This window comes from Rhodococcus sp. NPDC057529, from assembly GCF_042802055.1.
In the GTDB taxonomy this organism is placed as follows: Bacteria; Actinomycetota; Actinomycetes; order Mycobacteriales; family Mycobacteriaceae; genus Rhodococcus_F.
Map to the genome: position 1 here is coordinate 44,182 of NZ_JBHVEY010000008.1, position 17,148 is coordinate 61,329.

Annotated in this window: 20 protein-coding genes; 7 read left to right on the forward strand and 13 right to left on the reverse strand. The window is 67.0% G+C overall.

What is annotated here, in order from left to right; translation table 11 throughout:
- Positions 1-2 precede the first annotated feature (2 nt).
- The 3 genes from ACFU5V_RS17020 to ACFU5V_RS17030 all read right to left on the reverse strand — a co-directional run bounded on the left by ACFU5V_RS17020 (position 3) and on the right by ACFU5V_RS17030 (position 2,705).
- Complete coding sequence (locus ACFU5V_RS17020; RefSeq protein WP_012688808.1) at positions 3-206, reverse strand: hypothetical protein; 204 nt, start codon at positions 204-206, stop codon at positions 3-5.
- Between the two features lie 186 nt (positions 207-392).
- Positions 393-1,520, reverse strand: a complete 1,128-nt coding sequence (locus ACFU5V_RS17025) for an acyl-CoA dehydrogenase family protein (RefSeq protein WP_378700799.1) — start codon at positions 1,518-1,520, stop codon at positions 393-395.
- Positions 1,521-1,529: 9 nt separating this feature from the next.
- The gene (locus tag ACFU5V_RS17030; protein WP_378700801.1) at positions 1,530-2,705 is read right to left on the reverse strand and encodes an acyl-CoA dehydrogenase family protein; all 1,176 of its coding nucleotides are present in this window, start codon (positions 2,703-2,705) and stop codon (positions 1,530-1,532) included.
- 1,048 nt (positions 2,706-3,753) lie between these two features.
- On the opposite strand from ACFU5V_RS17030, the gene ACFU5V_RS17035 reads away from it, so the two are divergent.
- A complete protein-coding gene (locus ACFU5V_RS17035) occupies positions 3,754-5,559 on the forward strand; it encodes a zinc ribbon domain-containing protein (RefSeq protein WP_378700805.1) in 1,806 nt (601 codons plus the stop codon).
- 9 nt (positions 5,560-5,568) lie between these two features.
- Positions 5,569-6,264 carry an NUDIX domain-containing protein gene (locus tag ACFU5V_RS17040; protein ID WP_378700807.1) on the forward strand — a complete coding sequence of 232 codons (696 nt, stop codon included), beginning with the start codon at positions 5,569-5,571 and terminating at the stop codon, positions 6,262-6,264.
- Positions 6,265-6,296: 32 nt separating this feature from the next.
- Here ACFU5V_RS17040 and ACFU5V_RS17045 read toward each other — a convergent pair whose 3' ends face one another.
- The 3 genes from ACFU5V_RS17045 to ACFU5V_RS17055 are packed head-to-tail and all read right to left on the reverse strand — an operon-like array spanning position 6,297 to position 7,830.
- Complete coding sequence (locus tag ACFU5V_RS17045; RefSeq protein WP_378441905.1) at positions 6,297-6,746, reverse strand: hypothetical protein; 450 nt, start codon at positions 6,744-6,746, stop codon at positions 6,297-6,299.
- Between the two features lie 11 nt (positions 6,747-6,757).
- Positions 6,758-7,273 carry a twin-arginine translocation pathway signal gene (locus ACFU5V_RS17050; protein WP_378700809.1) on the reverse strand — a complete coding sequence of 172 codons (516 nt, stop codon included), beginning with the start codon at positions 7,271-7,273 and terminating at the stop codon, positions 6,758-6,760.
- Entirely contained in the window at positions 7,270-7,830 is a 561-nt protein-coding gene (locus ACFU5V_RS17055; RefSeq protein WP_378700811.1) for a hypothetical protein, read from the reverse strand. The genes ACFU5V_RS17050 and ACFU5V_RS17055 overlap by 4 nt, the downstream gene beginning before the upstream one ends.
- A 183-nt stretch (positions 7,831-8,013) precedes the next feature.
- Here ACFU5V_RS17055 and ACFU5V_RS17060 point away from each other — a divergent pair, with 183 nt between their 5' ends.
- The 5 genes from ACFU5V_RS17060 to ACFU5V_RS17080 are packed head-to-tail and all read left to right on the forward strand — an operon-like array spanning position 8,014 to position 10,507.
- A complete protein-coding gene (locus tag ACFU5V_RS17060; protein ID WP_005252221.1) occupies positions 8,014-8,475 on the forward strand; it encodes an Asp23/Gls24 family envelope stress response protein in 462 nt (153 codons plus the stop codon).
- On the forward strand, positions 8,472-8,786 hold the full coding sequence (locus tag ACFU5V_RS17065; RefSeq protein ID WP_378700813.1) for a hypothetical protein: 315 nt from the start codon (positions 8,472-8,474) through the stop codon (positions 8,784-8,786). The genes ACFU5V_RS17060 and ACFU5V_RS17065 overlap by 4 nt, the downstream gene beginning before the upstream one ends.
- Entirely contained in the window at positions 8,783-8,962 is a 180-nt protein-coding gene (locus ACFU5V_RS17070; RefSeq protein WP_005252219.1) for a hypothetical protein, read from the forward strand. The genes ACFU5V_RS17065 and ACFU5V_RS17070 overlap by 4 nt, the downstream gene beginning before the upstream one ends.
- Positions 8,955-9,935 (forward strand): DUF6286 domain-containing protein, encoded by a 981-nt coding sequence (locus tag ACFU5V_RS17075; protein WP_378700815.1) that lies wholly within the window; start codon positions 8,955-8,957, stop codon positions 9,933-9,935. The genes ACFU5V_RS17070 and ACFU5V_RS17075 overlap by 8 nt, the downstream gene beginning before the upstream one ends.
- Positions 9,932-10,507, forward strand: coding sequence for a hypothetical protein (locus ACFU5V_RS17080; RefSeq protein ID WP_378441894.1), 576 nt, complete (start codon positions 9,932-9,934; stop codon positions 10,505-10,507). The genes ACFU5V_RS17075 and ACFU5V_RS17080 overlap by 4 nt, the downstream gene beginning before the upstream one ends.
- Before the next feature lie 83 nt (positions 10,508-10,590).
- Here ACFU5V_RS17080 and tuf read toward each other — a convergent pair whose 3' ends face one another.
- From tuf to ACFU5V_RS17115, 7 genes are all read right to left on the reverse strand, one after another.
- Positions 10,591-11,781 carry an elongation factor Tu gene (gene tuf, locus ACFU5V_RS17085; RefSeq protein ID WP_185725102.1) on the reverse strand — a complete coding sequence of 397 codons (1,191 nt, stop codon included), beginning with the start codon at positions 11,779-11,781 and terminating at the stop codon, positions 10,591-10,593.
- Positions 11,782-11,870: 89 nt separating this feature from the next.
- The gene (gene fusA, locus ACFU5V_RS17090; RefSeq protein WP_378441041.1) at positions 11,871-13,973 is read right to left on the reverse strand and encodes an elongation factor G; all 2,103 of its coding nucleotides are present in this window, start codon (positions 13,971-13,973) and stop codon (positions 11,871-11,873) included.
- Between the two features lie 161 nt (positions 13,974-14,134).
- Positions 14,135-14,605 (reverse strand): 30S ribosomal protein S7, encoded by a 471-nt coding sequence (rpsG, locus tag ACFU5V_RS17095; protein WP_005252199.1) that lies wholly within the window; start codon positions 14,603-14,605, stop codon positions 14,135-14,137.
- Positions 14,605-14,979, reverse strand: coding sequence for a 30S ribosomal protein S12 (gene rpsL, locus ACFU5V_RS17100; RefSeq protein WP_005252198.1), 375 nt, complete (start codon positions 14,977-14,979; stop codon positions 14,605-14,607). The genes rpsG and rpsL overlap by 1 nt, the downstream gene beginning before the upstream one ends.
- A 362-nt stretch (positions 14,980-15,341) precedes the next feature.
- Positions 15,342-15,881: a DUF3558 domain-containing protein gene (locus ACFU5V_RS17105; protein WP_378441044.1), complete on the reverse strand. Its 540-nt coding sequence runs from the start codon at positions 15,879-15,881 to the stop codon at positions 15,342-15,344.
- Between the two features lie 11 nt (positions 15,882-15,892).
- On the reverse strand, positions 15,893-16,417 hold the full coding sequence (locus ACFU5V_RS17110) for a DUF3558 domain-containing protein (protein ID WP_378441045.1): 525 nt from the start codon (positions 16,415-16,417) through the stop codon (positions 15,893-15,895).
- Between the two features lie 38 nt (positions 16,418-16,455).
- The gene (locus tag ACFU5V_RS17115) at positions 16,456-17,085 is read right to left on the reverse strand and encodes a TetR/AcrR family transcriptional regulator (protein ID WP_378441046.1); all 630 of its coding nucleotides are present in this window, start codon (positions 17,083-17,085) and stop codon (positions 16,456-16,458) included.
- Between the last annotated feature and the right edge of the window lie 63 nt (positions 17,086-17,148).

A 17,148-nucleotide genomic window follows, 5' to 3' on the forward strand; every position in this document is an offset into this window, starting at 1 on the left:
GGTCAGCCGGCGGCCATCCGGCGCTCGCTGTGCAGTTCGGGGTGCGCGTCGGCACGGATCCTGAGCAGGACCAGACCGGACACCGACGCGACGATCAACGACGCGACCGTCCACGGGACGTGCAGTTCGGAGATCCCGACTCCCGCACCGACGAGTCCCACGACGAGCAGGCTCCACATGATCGCTTTGACTGGACCGGACCCCATGACAACGCTCCTTCACCGAGATACGTACATCCCCCGTGAGTTCTGATGTGCGCGCAGAACGTTAGCTGCGTCACACCGGGGTCCTGGTGCGACACGTCGAAAACGCTCTTTCCGATACCAATCCGAGACCTGGACCCCGTGAGTACTTCTTAACCGCGGGCGGTTGAGAAGTACTCACGGGTGGGGCTAGATGATGCTGACGGTGCCCTGGGTCGTCGCCGCGGCGAGCACCCGCAAGTGGTCGTCGGAGCCGCCGAGGGTGTGCTCGATGGCGGTCAGCCGGCTCACGTAATGGCCGACAGGGTACTCGGCGGTCATGCCGATGCCGCCGTGCATCTGGATCGCTTCCTGCCCGATCGTCCGCGCCGACCGGCCGATTTGCAGCTTGGCGCGGGACGCGACCACCGGGTCGACGGTTCCGTCGGCCAGCGACATCGTGGCGTAGAGGCTCATGCTGCGGGCCAGTTCCAGCAGCACGTACATGTCGGCCGCGCGGTGGGTGAGCGTCTGGAACTTCGCGATCGGGACGCCGAATTGCTTGCGGGTCTTCAGGTACTCGGTGGTCAGCCGCAACGCCTCCTCCATCGCGCCGACGGCCTCCGCACACAGCGCCGCCTGCGCCCGGATGTGTGCGCCCTCGATCGCCGCAGACGCGTCGCCGCCCTCACCGAGCGGCTCCGCCGGGGTGCCGGACAGTTCCACCTGCGCGGCCCGCAGTCCGTCGTGGGTCGCGTAGGGGGTGCGGGTCAGGCCGTCGGCGTCGCCGTCGACGAGGAACAGTCCGACCCCGCCGTCCGGGAGTGCCGCGCTGACGACCAGGGTGTTCGCGCTGCCGCCGTGCGGAACAGGATTCTTCGTACCCGTCAGGGTCCACGCGTCGCCGTCCTTCGTCGCGGTCGTGGACAGCCGGGCCGACGGCCAGCGCACACCCGGTTCCCGATCGGCGAAGGCCAGCAGCAGGGTGCCCTCGGACACGTCCGGGAGAATCCGGCGACGCTGCTCCGCGCTGCCGGCCGCAGCGATCAGACCGCCCGGCACGAGCACGGCGTCGAGGACCGGTTCGGGCGCGAGGCGGCGGCCGATCTCGGTCATCACCGACGCCACCTCGACGGGTCCGGCGCCCATTCCCCCGTCTTCCTCGTCGAAGCTCAGGCCGAGCAGCCCCACCTCGGCGAGTTGCTTCCACACCTGCGGGCTCCACCCCTGCTCGGTGTCGGTGACGGCGTTGCGCTTCTCCGCGTCGTAGCTACGGCCGAGCAGTTCACGGGTGGTGTCGCGCAGCAGTTTCTGTTCGTCGGTCAGTTCGAAATCCATGTCACGCCCTCACAATCCGAGGATCGAGGAGGCGATGATGCTGCGCTGCACTTCGCTCGATCCGCTGTAGATGGAAACCTTGCGGTAGTTCAGATAGGTCGGTGCCGTCCGCTGCGCCCAGAGCGGTGAGGAGATGCCGTCACCGGCGGCGAAGGGCAGGGAGTCGGGGCCCGCGACGTCGGTCAGCAGTTCGAGTGTCGCCTGCTGCAGTTCGGATCCGCGCAGCTTCAGCAGCGACGACGCCGGGTTCGGCTTGCCGTCGGCCGAACTGGCCACCACCCGCAGCTGGGTGAGTTCGAGCGCGATGATCTCGTTCTCCAGTTCCGCGATGCGGGCGGCGAACAGCGGGTCGTCGAGCAGCGTCCCCTCGCCGACCGAGATCTCCGCGGCACGCTTCTTCGCCTGCGCGAGCCGGACCTTGGAGAATCCCAGGCGGGTGACGCCGGCGCGCTCGTTGCCGAGCAGGAACTTGGCGTAGCTCCAGCCCTGGTTCTCCTCACCCACGAGATTCTCGGCGGGCACGCGCACGTCCTCGAAGAAGACCTCGTTGACCTCGTGGCCTCCGTCGATCAGCTTGATCGGGCGCACTGTGACGCCGGGCGTCTTCAGGTCGACGAGGATGAACGAGATGCCGGCCTGCTTCTTGGGGGCATCCGGGTTGGTGCGGGCGAGGACGAAGATCCAGTCGGCGTGCTGCGCGAGGGTGGTCCACGTCTTCTGGCCGTTGATCACGTAGTCGTCGCCGTCGCGGACGGCGCGGGTCTTCAGCGACGCGAGGTCGGAACCGGCCTCGGGTTCGGAAAATCCCTGGCACCACCAGATGTCGAGGTTGGCGGTCGCGGGAAGGAACTTCTCCTTCTGCTCCTGCGAACCGAACGCCGCGATGACGGGGCCGACCATGCCGGTGTTGAACGCGAGCGGCTCGGGCACCGACGCGAGCTGCAGCTCGTCGAGCCAGATGTGCTTCTGCACCGGCGTCCAGTCGCGGCCGCCCCACTCGACGGGCCAGTGCGGCGTCGCGAGCCCGTTGGCGTTCAGAATCCGCTGAGACTCGATGAAGCCTTCCTTCCCCACTACTTCGCCTCGCGCATACCGCTCGCGGATCTCCGCCGGAATCTGCGTGGTGAAGAACGTTCGCATCTCGTCACGGAACGCCAGCTCCTCGTCGGTCAAGGCCAGATTCATCGGACTTCCTTCGCACTCGAGGTCGGATTCATGTTCTGGTCCCGACGGTACCCCCACCTCCCGCGGGACACCACGACATCCCCAGTTGTAGTCAGAGTGACCACATCGGCGATACGGTCCCGTAGTCACTTCGACTACAAGGAGGGCCGGTGATCGCACCACTCGTCGACTGGCTGAATTCGGCCACCACGACCCTCTCGCTGCCGGCCACCTGCGGCCAGGTGAACAAGCCCTGGGGCAGCTGCTGTGGGTTGCGAGTTCCCAGGTCGAGTCGATTCCCCTGGCGGAGAATGTGTCCCGCCTAAGCAAGCCGTATGCGCGGGGTCACCGACACCACCACAGGCCGGGGCGCCACGCCCAGTACCTCATTGCCGACCACGTCGGTATCTCCGTCGTGCAGGTTGGGTTGCGTGACGGAGAGTCGATCTGAGAGGAGATGACGGAGTGGTTCGTCGACGCGGGTCTCTGACAGACTCGCCCACCAATCGACGTTCGCCGCACCACTGGGAGGCTCTCAACTGTTGACGAAATGTCCAATACCTCCTGATCCTTCCTATTACTGTCGGTTACTGCACATCGGCGAGCCGGCGGCTCACCTGAACATGTCGGTGGGGGTCAGGAAGGCCGCATCGGGCGGCCGGTTGCGCTCTCGGCGTACAGGGTCCGGTCAGCGAGTCGTCGGTCGGGAAGATCTCGACGCCTATTTGGGGCCACCTGTCGGAGAGTGTTCCAGCAGAGGGCGGAAGCGGTGTACTGCCGGGTGTCCGGCTCGACCGGTCGGGAATCCTCACTCGCCGATCAGCACTGGTGTGGCGGGATCGGTTGGCGCGATTCGGCGGTGACGTGGAGCGAGCATTATCTGTCGGTGGTCGGCGTTACGGTCGAGGTCTTGCGGGAACATGAGGACACGTCGCTGGTAGAGGAGCTGTTGGATGACTACATGGCAGTGCTCGCGTCGTCTTCCGGCCGCGTCCACCGAGTGCGGTCGAAGCGGAGTCAACGTCGACTTCTTCGGCGATGCGCCGGTACGCTGGGAGAGGACCAACTGATGGCCGAGACCGGATTCACTGCGCTGCGACAGTTCTCGTTCACCACCCGCCCCTACCTGGCAGTCGACGACACGACCGGTGAGCCGATCGGGCTCGACGACCTCGACATCCGCGCCGGGTGGATGCTCGCGTTGATCTCCGGTGCCGAAACCGAGCTGATCTCGCGACTATGGCAACCGGCCACCTTCGATGTCCTCGCTACCGGATGCGACAGCCACGGCCGGAAACTCCCGAAGCACGGGCATGTCGCTGCCGCGCGTCTCGGCTGGACCCCGCGCTACCCGGACGATGTCTACGCACCCTCACGAGTCACCCGGGTGGTCACCGCACAAGCGATGGCGACACTGCGGACCCTGACCTACCGAGATGCCGCGATCGCGGCGCTGTCGGCCCGCTTCGACCCGGAAACCGGCCGCATCTCCGCACCCACCACTGCTGCAGAGTACGTCCCGCCCGGATTCGCCCGAGGCGTGGTGCGGCAACTCACCGAGCGCTCAGCCCTCACCGCTGGCGAGAGAGAGGAGCGGCTGCGCATCACCGACGTGCAAGCACCACCCCGAACCTCGGCGATGGCTCGGCTTTCCGCAGCAGATCGACAACTCGCCCACCTCACCGTCACCGACGCCGACCTGACGTTGACCGTCACACTACCCACCACGCCCGCCCCGGAAGGACGCGCGCAGTGGCGACGAGTCCGGGTAACCGCCGCCATCCCTGAGCACCTGCACCCGCGGCCGATCACCGAGTGGCATCTACCCACCCTTCACCTCGACCGGAAGGGTCTGCTGTTGCGGTGCGCCGCCACCGAAGCAGTCCCCGCCGCTGATCTGACCTCGGGAACGACCGCCGTGGGCGTGGACTGGTCCCCGTCCACACTCGGTGCCGCCGCCATCACCGCCGACGGCCCGGAGGGGCTGGCGTCTGATTATCGGGGCTGGACCTACGACGACCGAGGCCTCGGGGTGAAACTGGGCCGCCTGCAATCCGAAGGGCAACTGCTGCATCGCAAGGCGGCCCGGTTGACGCGGCTGGCCGCGACCGCACCCCCGGAGGTCCGCGCCCAACTGGAGGCAAAGATCGCCGTCCTCGACGGGCACCGCACCGCTGTCGGCGTCAAACGGGGAAGGATCAACCGCGAACTGGCGTTCCACTTCGCTCGCCAGGTCACCGACTACGCCGAATCGGCGGGCGCGCAGGTGATCGCGGTGGAAGACCTCAGCACGCTCGAGACCCGCGGGCACGGGCGCGTCAACAACAATCGGGCCGCGCAGTCCGCCCGCAGCAAAGCCGTCGACGCCCTCGCCCACACCGCCGCAGGTGTGGGAATCGCGGTGGTGGCGGTGCCGGCACGTGGATCCTCCGCACAATGTCCGGGCTGCAACGAACCACTGGCTCGCCCCGGCGGCTATCACACGGCGTGGTGTCCAGGTTGCCGGGTCGGCGGCAACCGCGACCACATCGCCGGGGTCAATCTGGCCAAACGCGCGCTCCTCGGCAAAAACAAGGTGACCCGTCGGCGGGGGCGCTTGCCCGCGATCCAGGTCGCCGAGCACGCACCGGTCCGCAAGTCCCGGGGCAAGACCAGCCCGACCCCGAGCCGGCCGCGGCACCGCCGGGTCCGCCGCAGCCTCCCCACCGTGACACCGCGGGCGGGGGTGACTCCGAAACAGCATGTTCCTGCACCTCAAGCGTCGGTGTGGGACATGGTCAAACCCGTACCATCTCATGGTGATGCGGGTAGCCGTGACGTACATCCATCTCCCACGCCAGCCACATCAATGGCAGGAAGTGTGAGATCTATGTAGGCGCTGACAGTGTACGACGCAACCGACTACCCACCGTTCGCCGTGACCGTCGATCTCGCGATATTCACACTGCGCGGCCCCGCGCTGTCGGTCCTGCTGGTCCGGCGGGGCGAGGAACCGTTCCAGGGGATGCCCGCGCTGCCCGGCGGTTTCGTTCACGCGGACGAATCAGCGGAGGTCGCGGCGCGACGCGAGCTGGCGGAGGAGACCGGACTCGACAGCTTTCCCGGTCACCTCGAACAGTTGGCGACGTACAGCGAGCCGGGCCGCGACCCGCGCATGCGCGTCGTGTCGGTGGTGTTCGTGGCGTTCGCGCCGAATCTGCCGGAGCCGTCGGCCGGTTCCGACGCCGCCGACGCCTACTGGGTACCGGTCGAGGACGCGTCCCGCGAGTCGCTGGCGTTCGACCACGCGCAGATCCTCACCGACGCCGTCGAGCGGGTGCGGTCGAAACTCGAATACACCACTTTGGCAACTCATTTCGTGGAGTCACCGTTCTCGATCCGGGACCTCCAGACGGTGTACGAGGCCGTGTGGGACGTGACGTGGGATCGCGCGAACTTCCGCCGCAAGGTTCTGGGGACCCGCGGATTCGTCGAACCCGTCGAGGGCGTGGCCGACGCCGCATCGACGGGCGGCAGGCGCGCCCAGCTGTACCGGCCGGGCGACGCCACCACCCTGCACCCGCCGATCCCCCGCCCGTGAGTACTTGTTAACCGCCGGCGGTTAACAAGTACTCACGGGTGGCGGAGCCGCACGACGAGCAGGAACGCGCCACCGGCCGCGTCGATCTGCGTCTCGACGTCCAGTTCCGGTGCGAGACGGGACAACCGGTCGAGCAACCACTCCGACGCGTCCTCGGCATCCGATCGGCCCGGGCACCGCGCCACCGCCACCCGTCCACCCTTGCGGCCGAGTTGTTCGACGACGCCGATGATCGGGGCGGGATCGACGACGAACAACCGGTCGGGCCACGGCACGACCGGTTTCACGGCGCCCTTCTTGGTGTTGCACGCGCGGTGAGCGAGGCGTTCGACGCCGCCCTTCGCCTTGGCCTTCTTCGCGGTGACGACACTGTCGATGCTGGGGCCGCGCGGGTCGTTGACCGACATGTCGGGATCCACCGGTTCGTCACACAACCAACAGCGCCACGACTCGCGGTCGCCGACCTCTCGAAGAGTGCTCATGGGCGCCAACGCTACCCGTGGGCCTGGACGGGATCGAAGCCGGAGATCAGCCAGTCGTCACCGGATTTGGTCAGCTCGACGGAAATGCTCGTCGCCGTGACCGCGGGTTCCGGTTTCGCGGCGCTGGTAGTGGTCTGGTTGACGAACAGCAGCACCGTGGCCGTGTCGGCCGCCACCTCGACCGGACCGGACGCGGCCACCGTCGCCTGCGTGGCAACCCGGCTCTCCTTCGCCGCCGGGACGACGACGTCCGTCGTGAACTGCGTGTAATAGTCGAGGAACTCCCCCGTCAGGCGTTCCTTCGCGGCGCCGACGTCGTTCTCCACCGTGTCCGGCCCGTACGACAGCACGGCGATCGCGCCCTGCGACGCGGTGTCGGTGACGGCGGCGCGGACGGTGTCGTCGACGCTCCGGTCGGGCCGGTAGAGCGTGAAGTACAGCACCCCGGCCAGCACGGCCGCGACCACGGTGAGCGCACCCAGGATCAGGAGGAGACTGCGCGACTTCGGCGATGCGTCGGTACTCACTGCACGAACCCCGCCTTCACGATCTTGTACGTGCCGTCCTCGAGTTGCACCGTGACCCGCATTCTCTGACCACGGGGCTCCTCCGCGGCCCCACCCGCATTCGACACCTTCTGGGCGACCGCGACGAGCACGTCGGCGGAATCGCCGTCCTGCCTCTCGATCGCGGCCTGGCGCACCTCCCCGACCGATTTGACCCGGGCCTCCCGCATGACGGCGACGAGATCGGTGGACCGGGCCTCGAATTCGTCGCGGAATTCTCCGGCGGAGTCGTCGAGCACCTTCTGCACGCCTTCGTCGGCCCGCTCGAAGTCCATCGTCGTCAGATTCACGACACCCTGACGCGCGGCGTCCAGTATTTCGGACCGCTGCTGCGCCGCCTGCTCCGCCTGCCGGTGCGTGTAGCCGAAGTAGCCACTCACCGCGAGGAACGCGAGTGCGAGGACGGACAGAACCGCCACACCCGCGGTGACGGCCGGCGTCCGGGGCCCGGGGGCAGCGTCCTCACCGGAAGCGTCCTCACCGGGGGCAGCGTCCTGGTCGGGGGCCACTTCCACCATGGGGTTCCTTTCGTCGCGCGCTCTGTTACCTGGATCACGCCATGGTACCGGGTAGTCATATCAAATATTTTTCGCGTCGGCGTCGAGGCAGATCCGTGGACGGAAAGGCGCGTGGGAGACCCCGCGTACCGTCGGTGATCACTACTGTTGAGGAGAAGGCAGGCGACTCGAAGGGGATCCACGATGACCAGCGATTCAGGCGCACGCAGCCGCGTGCAGTTCGGTGCCGGGGCGACTCCGGAACTCGTCAGTTCCGAGGGACGGACCATCATCGCGGACGCCGTCGTCGCCAAGATCGCCGGCATCGCCACCCGTGAGATCAACGGCGTCTACGACGTGGGTGGCGGCACCGCACGCGCTGTCGGCGCCCTCCGGGACCGGATCCCCGGCGCCCGCGTCAACCACGCCCAGGGCGTCGCCGTCGAAGTCGGGGAGAAACAGGCCGCCATCGACATCGGCATCGTCGCCGAATACGGCGTCGCACTGCACGAACTCGCGGTCGGCATCCGACGCAACGTCATCGCGGCCGTCGAGCGCATGACCGGACTCGAAGTGACGGAAGTGAACATCACCGTCTTCGACGTCATGCTGTTCGACGAATCCGAGGCCGCGTCCGAACTCGACGGCAAACCGAGGGTGCAGTGACCGGACCGCTCCCACTGGACACCCACGCGGAGGACATCTCCGAACGCATCGTCGCCGCCGTCCTCGCGACCCCCGGAGTGGCAGCGATGTACGGCGGCCCGTTCGGCGAAATCGCGACGTACCTCCCCGGACGCCGGGTGACCGGGGTGACCGTCGGCCCCACCTCCTGTGCCGTCCATCTCGCGGCGCGCTACCCCGCCAACGTCGTCGACACCGCCGAAAGAGTGCGGGCCGCAGTGGAATCGCTGGTGGACGTCCCCGTCGACGTGATCATCGAAGATCTCCTGACAGAGACAGGACACGCTCAATGAACAGCACCATCACAGGCCTGATCGTCGGACTACTCCTCGCCATCGCCGGCATCCTCGGCGGTTTCAGCGGATTCGTCTTCGCCGTCCTGCTCGGCGCGCTGGGCATGGCCGTCGGCGCGCACCGCGACGGGCACCTCGATCTCGGCGCCATCCTCCGAAGCCGCGGCCGTGGCTGAACCGTCCACCGCACCCCCCGCAGGCCCCCGGGACGACGCGACGCTCGACGACACCGCCCAGCGCGGCGAACTGGTCATCAAGGAACGCGCCGTCGTGAAGATCGCCGTCGCCGCAGCGCTCCAGGTGCCCGGCGTCGTCAAGCAGTCCGGCGGACTGTCCCGGCTGACGGGCCGGGAACTCCCCCGCGCCGACGTCTCGACGGGAGCGGACGCCGTCGCGATCAACCTGTACATCGCCGTGCAATGGCCGTGCCGTCTCGATCTCCTCAACCGCAGGCTCCGCGCGCAGGTGCACCACCAGGTCGCCCAGCTGACCGGCATGCCGGTCATCGAACTCAACATCGTGGTCGTCGGAACGGAATCCGCGGCACCCGAAGACAGCGGGGCCGACAGTCTCTACGCGGAACAGGGCGATCCGACGGTGCCGCCCACCCGGGTCGCGCCGATCCGGCCCCGCACGCCGCGCGCAACCCCGGCCGCGGTGCCCGCCGCGATCATCGTCGCCGTCGCCGCCCTCGGTCTCGCGGTCGTCGCCGCGCGGGAACTGCTCATCATGCGCGGCACGTTCGCCAACGCGCCCTGGATACGCAACACCGCGCAATGGCTCGGCAGGCTGCACTGGTCCGACTGGATCGTCCCCGTCGCCGCCGGTGCGATCGTGCTGGGAATCGTGTTCATCGTCGCCGCCCTCAAACCGCGGCCGCGCACCCATCTGCCCCTCGCGGTGGGTGACACCCCGATCGTCTGGCTGCGCCCCACCGACCTCGCCCGCAATTCCAGTAGTCACGCCAACACCGTCCCCGGGGTGCTGTCGGCGCACACGACCGTCGACCGCAAGCACGTCACCGTCCGCGTGGTGCGCACCGAGTCGACACCCGCCGCAGACGTGGCCATCTCCGTCCGCGAGGCGGTGGAACCGACGCTGTCGCTGCTCGGCACGTCCCCCGAACTCCGAGTGCAGGTGAAGCCGTGACCCATCGGACCGCCGCCGTCAACCGGCTGATCGTCCTGTTCGTCGGGCTTCTGCTCCTCGGATTCGGCGCCTACGCCATCGCATGGGACCTGCAGGTTCCGATCGTCCGGGAATGGATGTCGCGGTACGACCGCGCACGCGTCACCGCGCTTCCCGACCAGGGCTGGTGGGGCTGGGCCCTCGCCGCAACGGTCGTCGTGGGACTGGTCTTCGGCATCGTGCTCCTCGCCCTGGACCTCACCCGGCGCCGCACATCCCCCGTCGCCGTGCCGGATCGCGAATCGGGCACCTACGTCACCGTCGACCTGGGATCCCTCGCCAACGGGGTCGCCAGCGAACTCGCCCAGTACCCGGGGGTCCGGCAGACGCGGGCCCGCGCCGTCGTCGAACGCGGACTCCCCACCCTGTCGATCGTCGTGACCGCCGACCCCACCCTCGACATCCACGACTTCACCCGCAAGTCGGAGGACGTCGCCTCGTGGGTCGCGTCGACACTCGGCGGTGAACCGGTCGCCACCCAGGTGCTGCTCCACCTCGACCGCGCCGACCACCCGGTCCACGTCGAAAGCTGACCGGAAACACCGAGTCCTCACCCCGGAAACGCCGATGGCGCCCACCCCGGAGGGTGAGCGCCATCGGCGTTGGTGAAGCTAGATCACTTGTTGATCTTCGTGACCTTGCCGGCGCCGACCGTACGGCCGCCTTCGCGGATCGCGAAGCGCAGGCCCTCGTCCATGGCGACGGGCTGGATCAGCTTGACGGACATCTCGGTGTTGTCACCCGGCATGACCATCTCGGTGCCCTCGGGCAGCGTCACAACGCCCGTCACGTCCGTGGTACGGAAGTAGAACTGCGGACGGTAGTTGTTGAAGAACGGCGTGTGGCGGCCGCCCTCGTCCTTGGACAGGATGTACGCCTGGCCCTCGAACTCGGTGTGCGGGGTGGTGGTGCCGGGCTTGACGACAACCTGTCCACGCTCGACATCTTCGCGCTTGATACCACGAACCAGCAGACCGACGTTGTCACCGGCCTGGCCCGAGTCGAGGAGCTTGCGGAACATCTCGATACCCGTGACCGTGGTCTTGGTCTTGGTTTCCTTGATGCCGACGATCTCGACATCCTCGTTGACGTTGATCACGCCACGCTCGATACGACCGGTGACGACGGTGCCACGACCGGTGATCGTGAAGACGTCCTCGACGGGCATGAGGAAGGGCTTCTCGGTCTCGCGGACCGGGTCCGGGATGGACTCGTCGACCGCAGCCATGAGCTCGAGGATGTTCTTGGTCCACTCCGGGTCGCCCTCGAGCGCCTTGAGTGCGGAGACCTTGACGACCGGAGCTTCCTCGTCGAACTCCTGCGCAGCGAGGAGCTCACGGACCTCCATCTCGACGAGCTCGATGATCTCGTCGTCGTCCACCATGTCGGCCTTGTTCAGGGCGACGAGGATGTACGGCACGCCGACCTGGCGGGCGAGCAGCACGTGCTCACGCGTCTGGGGCATCGGGCCGTCGGTGGCCGCGACCACGAGGATGGCGCCGTCCATCTGCGCCGCACCAGTGATCATGTTCTTGATGTAGTCGGCGTGACCGGGAGCGTCGACGTGCGCGTAGTGGCGCTTCTCGGTCTGGTACTCAACATGCGAGATGTTGATCGTGATACCGCGAGCCTTCTCCTCAGGAGCCTTGTCGATCTCGTCGAAGGCCGAGGCCTCGTTGAGATCCGGGTACGCGTCGTGCAGAACCTTGGTGATGGCCGCGGTCAGCGTGGTCTTGCCGTGGTCGACGTGACCGATGGTGCCGATGTTCACGTGCGGCTTCGTCCGCTCGAACTTCGCCTTCGCCACTGTGTGTCCTCCTGGACTGATTGATGCTTGCGGTATGCAGCAGTGCGGTTGTTATTACTGTGTCGTGCTTCGGCCGGCTGGAACCGAGGTTACTCGCCGGTCGCCTTGGCGATGATTTCCTTCGAGACGTTCGCGGGAACCTCTGCGTAGGAATCGAACACCATGGAGAAGTTCGCCCGGCCCTGGGTCTTCGACCGCAGATCACCGATGTAACCAAACATCTCCGAGAGCGGAACCAGCGCCTTCACGACACGGGCACCACTGCGTTCCTCCATGGCCTGGATCTGGCCACGGCGGGAGTTCAGGTCGCCGATCACGTCACCCATGTACTCCTCGGGTGTCGTGACCTCGACAGCCATGAGCGGCTCGAGAATGACCGGGCCGGCCTTGCGGGCGGCTTCCTTCAGCGCCTGCGAACCGGCAACCTTGAAGGCCATTTCCGACGAGTCGACGTCGTGGTACGCACCGTCGAGCAGCGTCAGCTTCATGTTCACCAGCGGGTAGCCGGCGAGAACGCCGTACTGCATGGCGTCCTGCGCACCGGCGTCGACGGAGGGGATGTACTCACGCGGAACGCGGCCACCGGAGACCTTGTTCTCGAACTCGTAGGTGGCGCCGTCCTCACCGATGAAGGGCTCGAGCGCGATGATCACCTTGGCGAACTGACCCGAACCACCGGTCTGCTTCTTGTGGGTGAACTCGTGCTTCTCGACCTTCTTGGTGATGGTCTCGCGGTACGCGACCTGCGGCTTACCGACGTTCGCCTCGACCTTGAACTCGCGACGCATACGGTCGACGAGGATGTCGAGGTGGAGCTCGCCCATGCCGCCGATGACGGTCTGGCCGGTCTCGTCGTCGAGTTCGACGGAGAACGTCGGGTCCTCTTCGGCGAGCTTCTGGATCGCGGTGCCCAGCTTCTCCTGGTCGGACTTGGTCTTGGGCTCGATCGAGACCTGGATGACCGGGTCCGGGAAGCTCATGGACTCGAGCACGATCGGGTTGCTCTGATCGCAGAGGGTGTCACCGGTGGTGGTGTCCTTCAGACCGATCATGGCGTAGATGTGGCCGGCCACGGCCTCGTCGACCGGGTTCTCCTTGTTGGCGTGCATCTGGAAGAGCTTTCCGATGCGCTCCTTCTTGCCCTTGGTCGCGTTCATGACCTGGGCGCCCGGATCGATCCGGCCGGAGTACACGCGGACGAACGTCAGCTTGCCGAAGAACGGGTGCGCAGCGATCTTGAAGGCCAGAGCCGAGAACGGCTCTTCCTTGCTCGGCTTACGCGTGAGGATGTCCTCTTCGTTGCCGAGGGCGTGACCCTGGACCTCGCCGATGTCCAGCGGGTTCGGCAGGTAGTCGATGACCGCGTCGAGCATGGGCTGAACACCCTTGTTCTTGAACGCGGAACCGCACAGAACCGGGTACAGCTCGGAGTTGACCGTCATCTTGCGGATGGCGCCCTTGATCTCCTCGACGCTGAGTTCCTCGCCGGCGAAGTACTTCTCCATGAGCTTTTCGTCGGACTCGGCAACCGTCTCGAGCAGCTTCTCGCGGTACTCGGCAGCCTTGTCGGCCAGATCGGCCGGGATCTCCTCGATGGTGGGCTCGGCGCCGATGGCGACCGTGCCACGCCAGGTGACAGCCTTCATCTCGACCAGGTCGACGACACCGTCGAAGTCGTCCTCGGCGCCGATCGGCAGCTGCAGGACGAGCGGCTTCGCGCCGAGACGGTCGATGATGGTCTGGACCGTGAAGTAGAAGTCCGCGCCCATCTTGTCCATCTTGTTGACGAAACAGATGCGCGGAACGTCGTACTTGGCGGCCTGACGCCACACCTGCTCCGACTGGGGCTCGACGCCCTCCTTGCCGTCGAACACGGCAACGGCGCCGTCGAGCACGCGGAGCGAACGCTCCACCTCGACGGTGAAGTCGACGTGGCCCGGCGTGTCGATGATGTTGATCTGGTTGTTGTTCCAGAAGCAGGTCACCGCGGCAGAGGTGATCGTGATGCCGCGTTCCTTCTCCTGTTCCATCCAGTCCGTGGTCGAGGCACCGTCGTGCGTCTCACCGATCTTGTAGTTGACACCGGTGTAGAACAGGATGCGCTCGGTGGTCGTGGTCTTGCCGGCATCGATGTGCGCCATGATGCCGATGTTGCGGACCTTGTTCAGGTCGGTCAGCACTTCCTGTGCCACAGGATTCTTCCCCGCTCGTAGCTCGTGTATCGGGTGTCGGCCTCCCCGGTGTTCCACCAGCGGGGCCATTGTCTCGAGTTGTAGATCAGCCGGTCCCCGGTAGGGGCCCGACGTGCGACGACGTCGGAGCAGTCACGGTAGGTGACTGCTCCGACGTGACGTCACCAGCGGTAGTGGGCGAATGCCTTGTTGGCTTCGGCCATCTTGTGAGTGTCCTCACGACGCTTTACAGCGGCACCCAGGCCGTTGCTGGCGTCGAGGAGCTCGTTGGCGAGACGCTCGACCATGGTCTTCTCACGACGCTGCCGGGAGAAGGTCACCAGCCAGCGGAGCGCGAGGGTGGTGGAGCGGCCCGGACGGACCTCGACCGGCACCTGGTAGGTGGCGCCACCGACACGGCGGCTGCGAACCTCGAGGGCAGGCTTGACGTTGTCCAGTGCGCGCTTGAGGGTGACGACCGGATCGGTGCCGGTCTTCTCGCGCGCCTGCTCGAGTGCTTCGTAGACGATGCGCTCGGCGGTGGACTTCTTGCCGTCCAGGAGAATCTTGTTGACGAGCTGCGTCACCAGGGGCGAACCGTAGACCGGGTCGTTGATGAGCGGACGCTTCGGAGCGGGGCCCTTACGTGGCATTAGCTCTTCTCCTTCTTGGCGCCGTAGCGGCTGCGGGCCTGCTTGCGGCCCTTGACACCCTGGGTGTCGAGGGAGCCGCGGATGATCTTGTAGCGCACACCGGGGAGGTCCTTCACACGACCACCGCGGACGAGCACCATCGAGTGCTCCTGCAGGTTGTGGCCCTCGCCCGGGATGTAAGCGGTGACCTCGACGGAGCTGGTCAAGCGCACACGCGCGACCTTACGGAGCGCCGAGTTCGGCTTCTTCGGGGTGGTGGTGTACACGCGGGTGCACACGCCACGACGCTGCGGGCTGCCCTTGAGGGCTGCCGTCTTGACCTTCGCGGTCTTGTCGCGGCGGCCCTTGCGGACCAGCTGGTTGATGGTTGGCATTTACCGGCTTTCTTCGTGTTGAACAGACTGCTCTGGACAAGCAACCTTGGCTGTTCTGAAATTAGGGATCTAGCAGTTGGGGCAAGAGAGCTGCTGCCCCTCACCCGCACCTCGAGCTGCACCCGAGGTCGGGTGTGTCGCATACCCCCACACAGGCAGCCGGATGCTCGTTCCATGCAGAAATCTGCACGAACGCGCGCACGGCAATACCTCGCTAGGCACACAAACCGGCCCGGGCATGCCGGACACGACCCACAACGATACCCGGCGGCGCGCCGGAAGGTCAAAGTGGGCTGGCGGTGGTAAGGGCTGACCTGCGATGTGGGGCACTACATGACGCTGTCGGTACGGACACGGGCACATCAACTACTCAGATTGAGCGTCAGATCCGCAAGCGTCGATGCCGCCGTGCACGGGTCTGCCGCCCCAGTCTGGAACTGTACCCACCAGCCGACGACGCCCGCGGAGGGTGATCCGACCGTCACGCCGCATGCCCCCGGATCGTTCGGGGGCCGCATCACGACGGCCCGCCGACCCTGAACGGTCGAGGACTCCACCGTGTAGCCCAACTTCTCGCCGGTCGACTTCTCCGTGTCGAGGGATCCCGTCTCGAACCAGTTGAACGTCACCTTCACGGGACCGTTGGCACCGACCGCGTCCCACCGGCAGATCGCGCCGAAGAAGCCTCGTTCGATGGCATCGGCGCCGACGGTCTGCGCGATCTGTTCGTCGGCGACCGCGTTGCACTCCTCGAGCAGGGCCGTGAACTGTTCCGTGTCACCGGACGAGGACGCCCCCTCCGCCCGGGGTGAGCCCTCGATCGACGATCCGCACCCGGCGATCGACCCGACCGCGGCGGCCGCAACCACCACCCGCACCGCGCGCCACGCCCCGCTGCTCATCACTCCCCCGCTCACTTGGCCCTCGACACGCTGAGTTCGGCGAGATCCCGCGCCACCGTGCACGGATCCGCCGCGGGCCGCGCGTCCGCGTACATCACCGACCAGTGCACGAAGTCCCCGCCGAACTCCACACCGAGTTCACACAGAATTCCTTCGGACGACGCGATGAAACCGGGATGCCCCTCGATGTCGATGTCGGTGGCCGGCCTGCCGATCAGCTCGGACCCCGCCCGCTCGCGGCCGATGGGACTGCCGCGGTACCACGAGAACGTCACGCTGGGACCGCCTATTCCCGCGGTCTCCCACTCGCAGCCGACGGAATTGCGCGTCACCCCGGTGAAAGGCGGCATCCCGAACGCCTTCGCCACTTCCTCGTCGGTGACCGAGCCGCACTGGCCGAAGAACGGGCCCGGATCGGTCACCTGCGGGAGTTGCTGTGCCGCGGGTGCGGTGCCTGCATCGTCTCCGTCTCCCCCACAGCCGGCCAGACCGGCCGCGACGGCGATCAGGACGAGCGCTCCCCATTTCCGGCCCATGGTCGGTGACTCTACCGATCCCCGCGATCTTTGCCCGGTCAGTCGAGAACGGCCGCGTCGAGGCCCCGCGACGCTCTGGTCGGGAGGGCCGCATCCAACTGCGCGGCCCATTGCCGCACGATCTCCGCCCGTCGTTTGGAGTCGTCCGTGAGCACGTCGGCCAGGCCGAGTCCGCGGGCGAGATCGAGCGTGGCCTGGACGAGCCGGTGCGCCACCGGATCGGTGTCGTCGAACCCGAGGTGTTCGACGGCGGTGCGGTGCGCGACCCGCCCGAAGCGTTCCTCGAGCGGCACGATCCGGGCTCGCAGTTCGGGGTCGGCGGCGGCGGCCGTCCACACCTGCAGCGCCGCCTTGAAGAGGGTGCCCGTGTAGTAGTCGACGAGGCGCGACACCACCGCCTCGGTGCGTCCCTCGCCGGCAGGCAGGTCGGTGGCCTCGCGACGGGCCTGCTCCATCCGGGCGTCGAACATGACCTCGAGCGCCGCGGTGATGAGGTCTTCACGGGTGGGGAAATGATGCTGGGTGGCACCGCGCGACACACCGGCGCGCTGGGCGACGAGGCTCACCGTGGTGGCACCCCAGCCCAGTTCCGCGAGGCAGTCGATGGTGACCTCGAGGAGGTGCCCACGCGTGACCCGGCTGCGGTCCTGCTTCGGTTCGCGGGTCATGTGTCACTTCCTCTCGTCGCGCTGCGCGCCCGTGCGTGGTTGGCGAGGGTGGAGGATGGTCCA

Excerpts from the sequence above, each read along its gene's own strand:
- ACFU5V_RS17020 (WP_012688808.1), bottom strand. The coding sequence starts at position 206 with ATGGGGTCCGGTCCAGTCAAAGCGATCATGTGGAGCCTGCTCGTCGTG.
- ACFU5V_RS17025 (WP_378700799.1), bottom strand. The coding sequence starts at position 1,520 with ATGGATTTCGAACTGACCGACGAACAGAAACTGCTGCGCGACACCACC.
- ACFU5V_RS17030 (WP_378700801.1), bottom strand. The coding sequence starts at position 2,705 with ATGAATCTGGCCTTGACCGACGAGGAGCTGGCGTTCCGTGACGAGATG.
- ACFU5V_RS17035 (WP_378700805.1), top strand. The coding sequence starts at position 3,754 with ATGGCCGAGACCGGATTCACTGCGCTGCGACAGTTCTCGTTCACCACC.
- ACFU5V_RS17045 (WP_378441905.1), bottom strand. The coding sequence starts at position 6,746 with ATGAGCACTCTTCGAGAGGTCGGCGACCGCGAGTCGTGGCGCTGTTGG.
- ACFU5V_RS17055 (WP_378700811.1), bottom strand. The coding sequence starts at position 7,830 with ATGGTGGAAGTGGCCCCCGACCAGGACGCTGCCCCCGGTGAGGACGCT.
- ACFU5V_RS17060 (WP_005252221.1), top strand. The coding sequence starts at position 8,014 with ATGACCAGCGATTCAGGCGCACGCAGCCGCGTGCAGTTCGGTGCCGGG.
- ACFU5V_RS17070 (WP_005252219.1), top strand. The coding sequence starts at position 8,783 with ATGAACAGCACCATCACAGGCCTGATCGTCGGACTACTCCTCGCCATC.
- rpsG (WP_005252199.1), bottom strand. The coding sequence starts at position 14,605 with ATGCCACGTAAGGGCCCCGCTCCGAAGCGTCCGCTCATCAACGACCCG.
- rpsL (WP_005252198.1), bottom strand. The coding sequence starts at position 14,979 with ATGCCAACCATCAACCAGCTGGTCCGCAAGGGCCGCCGCGACAAGACC.
- ACFU5V_RS17105 (WP_378441044.1), bottom strand. The coding sequence starts at position 15,881 with ATGAGCAGCGGGGCGTGGCGCGCGGTGCGGGTGGTGGTTGCGGCCGCC.
- ACFU5V_RS17110 (WP_378441045.1), bottom strand. The coding sequence starts at position 16,417 with ATGGGCCGGAAATGGGGAGCGCTCGTCCTGATCGCCGTCGCGGCCGGT.
- ACFU5V_RS17115 (WP_378441046.1), bottom strand. The coding sequence starts at position 17,085 with ATGACCCGCGAACCGAAGCAGGACCGCAGCCGGGTCACGCGTGGGCAC.